Origin of the sequence: Streptomyces sp. XM83C, from assembly GCF_023072675.1 — a bacterium.
Lineage (GTDB): Bacteria > Actinomycetota > Actinomycetes > Streptomycetales > Streptomycetaceae > Streptomyces > Streptomyces thermocoprophilus.
This window is the reverse complement of record NZ_JALLGL010000406.1, coordinates 1-4,574: the sequence shown is the minus strand read 5'-3', so window position 1 is coordinate 4,574 and position 4,574 is coordinate 1. Positions and strand designations below refer to the sequence as shown.

At 69.9% G+C, this 4,574-nt stretch carries 5 protein-coding genes; 3 read left to right on the top strand and 2 right to left on the bottom strand.

Features of this window, described 5'->3' with window-relative positions:
- Positions 1 to 726, top strand: a 726-nt coding sequence (locus tag MTQ10_RS28195; protein ID WP_247473155.1) for a methyltransferase domain-containing protein, incomplete at its 5' end; no start/stop codon positions are given.
- Positions 727 to 841: 115 nt separating this feature from the next.
- Positions 842 to 1,015: a CsbD family protein gene (locus MTQ10_RS28190; protein ID WP_247473152.1), complete on the top strand. Its 174-nt coding sequence runs from the start codon at positions 842 to 844 to the stop codon at positions 1,013 to 1,015.
- Positions 1,016 to 1,201: 186 nt separating this feature from the next.
- Here MTQ10_RS28190 and MTQ10_RS28185 read toward each other — a convergent pair whose 3' ends face one another.
- Both MTQ10_RS28185 and MTQ10_RS28180 read right to left on the bottom strand, forming a co-directional pair.
- Positions 1,202 to 1,876, bottom strand: coding sequence for a TetR/AcrR family transcriptional regulator (locus MTQ10_RS28185; RefSeq protein ID WP_247473150.1), 675 nt, complete (start codon positions 1,874 to 1,876; stop codon positions 1,202 to 1,204).
- Positions 1,873 to 2,892: an acyl-CoA desaturase gene (locus MTQ10_RS28180; RefSeq protein WP_247473148.1), complete on the bottom strand. Its 1,020-nt coding sequence runs from the start codon at positions 2,890 to 2,892 to the stop codon at positions 1,873 to 1,875. The genes MTQ10_RS28185 and MTQ10_RS28180 overlap by 4 nt, the downstream gene beginning before the upstream one ends.
- A gap of 289 nt (positions 2,893 to 3,181) precedes the next feature.
- Between MTQ10_RS28180 and MTQ10_RS28175 the strand changes: the two genes are divergently transcribed.
- The coding region (locus MTQ10_RS28175) for a phosphoenolpyruvate carboxylase (protein ID WP_247473146.1) at positions 3,182 to 4,574 on the top strand (1,393 nt) is incomplete at its 3' end.

Genomic DNA, 4,574 nt, shown 5'->3' with positions numbered 1-4,574 from the left:
CCCCGCATCGCCGACCTCGGCTGCGGCCCCGGCAACGTCACCGTCACCCTCGCCGAGCGCTGGCCCGACGCCCGTATCACCGGCTACGACAACTCGCCCGAGATGCTCGACCGCGCCGACGCCGAACATGCCGGCCCCACCCCCGGCGGCGGCACCCTCGACTTCCGGCACGCCGACGCCCGCACCTGGACCCCGGACACCACCCACGACCTGATCATCAGCAACGCCACCCTCCAGTGGGTCCCCGGCCACCTCGACCGCTTCGCCGACTGGACCGCCGCCCTCGCCCCCGGCGGCACCTTCGCCTTCCAGGTCCCCGACAACCTCGACGCCCCGCTGCACGTCCTCATGCGGGAACTGGCCCGCGGCCCCCGCTGGAAGCACCGCCTCGCCGACGTCGTACGCCCCGAGGGCTCCGTCCACACCCCCGGCGTCTACCTGGACACGCTCGCCCGGCTGGGCTGCTTCGCCGACGTGTGGCAGACGACGTACCAGCATGTCCTCACCGGCGAGGATCCCGTCCTCGACTGGGTCAAGGGCACCGGTCTGCGGCCCGTCCTCACCGCCCTCGCCGACGACCCCGAGGCCCGCGACGCGTTCCTCGCCGAGTACCGCGACCGGCTGCGCGAGGCCTACCCCGCCGCCCCCTACGGCACGGTCCTGCCGTTCCGCCGCCTGTTCGCCGTCGCCGTCAAGGACGTCGCCGTCAAGGACGGCCGGGCCTGACCCGGCCCGCCGCCTGCCGTCCGCCGTCCCGTCCGCCGCGCGAGTGTTTGGACACCGCCGCACGGGTCACCCGCAGCGGAGACAGAGCCCACCGACCTCACCGGGAGTGATCACCGTGGCAGGCGAGGAAAAGGCCAGGTCCATGAAGGAACGTGCCAAGGGCAAGGCCAAGGAGGCGATGGGCAGGGCCACCGGCAACGAGCGCATGACCGCCGAGGGCAGGGCCGACCAGATGAAGGGCGACGCCCGCCAGGCCAAGGAGAAGACCAAGGACGTCTTCAAGGACTGAACCGGCCGCCGGGCACCGCCCCCCGACACACCGCACACATGGGTGAGGGCCCCCACGCCAGGGGGCCCTCACCCATGTGTGCGGTGTGCCGGCCGCTGCCGCGGCCCGGACGGCCGCCACCGCCCTCGGACGGAAAGACGGACAGAAGGCGCCCCGCGCCGTTCGCGAGCAGCCCGCCACCCGCCGTCAGTTCTTGCGGTGCCCCACCAGCCGCGGCTTCGGCTCCAGCCCGTCCAGCCCGTGCCACGCCAGATTCACCAGATGCGCGGCGACCTCCGCCTTCTTCGGCCGGCGCACGTCCAGCCACCACTGGCCGGTCAGCGCCACCATCCCCACCAGCGCCTGCGCGTACAGCGGCGCCAGCTTCGAATCGAAGCCGCGCGACTTGAACTCCTTGCCGAGGATGTCCTCCACCTGCGTGGCGATGTCGGAGATCAGCGACGCGAAGGATCCCGTCGACTGCGGGATGGGGGAGTCCCGCACCAGAATGCGGAACCCGTCCGTGGACTCCTCGATGTAGTCCAGCAGCGCGAACGCCGCCTGCTCCAGCAGCTCCCGCGGATGGCCCGCCGTCAGCGAGCCCGTGACCATGTCCAGCAGCCGCCGCATCTCCCGGTCCACGACGACCGCGTACAGGCCCTCCTTGCCGCCGAAGTGCTCGTACACCACCGGCTTGGAGACCCCGGCCTTCGCCGCGATCTCCTCCACCGACGTGCCCTCGAAACCCTTCGCCGCGAAGAGGGTCCGACCGATCTCCAGCAGTTGCTGGCGGCGCTCGGCACCGGTCATCCGGGTGCGACGCGTACGCCGCGGCTTGTCGTTGCTTGAGGTGCTGGAGTCGGTCGCCACGGCGTCAATCATGCCGCCTCGGCCGTCACCTTCCGGCGCCGGGAGCCGTCATCGTCCCGGTTACGGCGCGAATCGATACGCGAGCGTGACGGCCAGCGCACGTCGTACGCCCATCCCAGCTGCTCGAACCAGCGGATGATCCGCGCCGACGAGTCCAGCTGTCCGCGCTCCACACCGTGCCGGGCCGACGTCGGGTCCGCGTGATGCAGGTTGTGCCACGACTCCCCGCACGACAGCACCGCCAGCCACCACACGTTGCCCGAACGGTCACGCGACTTGAACGGGCGCTTGCCCACCGCGTGGCAGATCGAGTTGATCGACCACGTCACATGGTGCAACAACGCCACCCGGACGAGTGAACCCCAGAAGAACGCGGTGAACGCACCCCACCACGACATCGTCACCAGACCACCGATCAGCGGCGGGAGCAGCAGCGACACAGCCGTCCACAGCACGAACTGCCGGGAGATCCGCCGCATGGCCGGGTCCTTGATCAGATCCGGGGCGTACTTGTCCTGCGGCGTCTGCTCCTCATCGAACATCCATCCGATATGGGCCCACCACAGGCCCTTCATCAGCGCCGGAATCGTCTCCCCGTACCGCCACGGCGAATGCGGATCACCCTCCGCATCGGAGAACTTGTGATGCTTGCGGTGATCCGCCACCCACCGCACCAGCGGCCCCTCCACCGCCATCGACCCCGCGATCGCCAACGCGATCTTCAACGGCCGCTTCGCCTTGAACGAACCATGCGTGAAATGACGGTGGAAACCGATCGTGATCCCGTGACAGCCCAGGAAATAGAAGAAGACCAGCAGACCCAGGTCCAGCCAGCTCACCCCCCATCCCCACGCCAACGGCACCGCCGCCAGCAGCGCCAGGAACGGAACCGTGATGAACAGCAACAACGCGATCTGCTCGATCGAACGCTTCTGCTCCCCGCCGAGCGTCGCCGGCGCAACCGAGGAGTCATCGGAGTCACCAGGCGCCTTCGCGGCACCCGGCATCACATCGGAACTGGTGGTCATACGCGTCCCCTGGGGGGTCGAGGGTATGGGGCGATGCCGGGCCAGCGGACCCGCACGAGTCCCTACGGTTCCGTAACCTACGGCATCGTAAGTATGGCAGTGCCTCGCCCGGCGGCAAGAGCCCGAGAACCTGCGCGTCCCACCCGCCGCCTATCCTGGAGACGGTCGGACAGCGCGGTCCGCTCTGAAGTTTTTCCCGGACGCCCGGCCCGTAAGCGGTACCGCCGCACGAGACGCCCGTCCGGGTACCCCTCCCAGACGAGCTTCAACACTGCAAGGAGCCGCACCTGTGAGCAGTGCCGACGAGACCACGACCACCAGCAGCGAGCTGCGCGCCGACATCCGCCGCCTCGGCGACCTCCTCGGCGAGACACTCGTACGCCAGGAAGGCCCCGAACTCCTGGAACTCGTGGAAAAGGTCCGCCGCCTCACCCGCGAGGACGGAGAAGCCGCCGCCGAACTGCTGCGCGGAACCGAACTGGAGACCGCCGCCAAGCTCGTCCGCGCCTTCTCCACCTACTTCCACCTCGCCAACGTCACCGAACAGGTCCACCGAGGCCGAGAACTCCGCGCCCGCCGCGCCGCCGAAGGCGGCCTGCTCTCCCGCACCGCCGACCGCCTCAAGGACGCCGACCCCGAACACCTCCGCCAGACCGTCGCCCACCTCAACGTCCGGCCCGTCTTCACCGCACACCCCACCGAAGCCGCACGCCGCAGCGTCCTCAACAAGCTCCGCCGCATCGCCGCCCTCCTCGAAACCCCCGCCCTCGACTCCGACCGCCGCCGCCACGACACCCGCCTCGCCGAGAACATCGACCTCGTCTGGCAGACCGACGAACTCCGCGTCGTCCGCCCCGAACCCGCCGACGAGGCCCGCAACGCCATCTACTACCTCGACGAACTCCACGCAGGCGCCGTCGGCGACGTCCTCGAGGACCTCACCGCCGAACTCGAACGCGTCGGCGTCACCCTCCCCGACGACACCCGCCCCCTCACCTTCGGCACCTGGATCGGCGGCGACCGCGACGGCAACCCCAACGTCACCCCCGACGTCACCTGGGACGTCCTCATCCTCCAGCACGAACACGGCATCAACGACGCCCTGGAGATGATCGACGAACTCCGCGGACTGCTCTCCAACTCCATCCGCTACACCGGCGCCACCGAAGAACTCACCACCAGCCTCAAGACCGACCTCGACAACCTCCCCGAGATCAGCCCCCGCTACAAGCGCCTCAACGCCGAAGAGCCCTACCGCCTCAAGGCCACCTGCATCCGCCAGAAGCTCGAGAACACCAAGCAGCGCCTCGCCAAGGGCACCCCCCACGAACCCGGCCGCGACTACCTCGGCACCGAAGGCCTCCTCACCGACCTGCGGATCATCCAGACCTCACTGCGCGAACACCGCGGCGGCCTCTTCGCCGACGGCCGCCTCGCCCGCACCATCCGCACCCTCTCCGCCTTCGGCCTCCAGCTCGCCACCATGGACGTCCGCGAACATGCCGACGCCCACCACCACGCCCTCGGCCAGCTCTTCGACCGCCTTGGTGAGGAATCCTGGCGCTACACCGACATGCCCCGCGAGTACCGCACCAAGCTCCTCGCCAAGGAACTCCGCTCGCGCCGCCCCCTCGCCCCCACCCCCGCACCCCCCGACGCCGCCCGCGGAAAGACCCTCGCCG

Excerpts from the sequence above, each read along its gene's own strand:
- MTQ10_RS28185 (WP_247473150.1), bottom strand. The coding sequence starts at position 1,876 with ATGATTGACGCCGTGGCGACCGACTCCAGCACCTCAAGCAACGACAAG.
- MTQ10_RS28180 (WP_247473148.1), bottom strand. The coding sequence starts at position 2,892 with ATGACCACCAGTTCCGATGTGATGCCGGGTGCCGCGAAGGCGCCTGGT.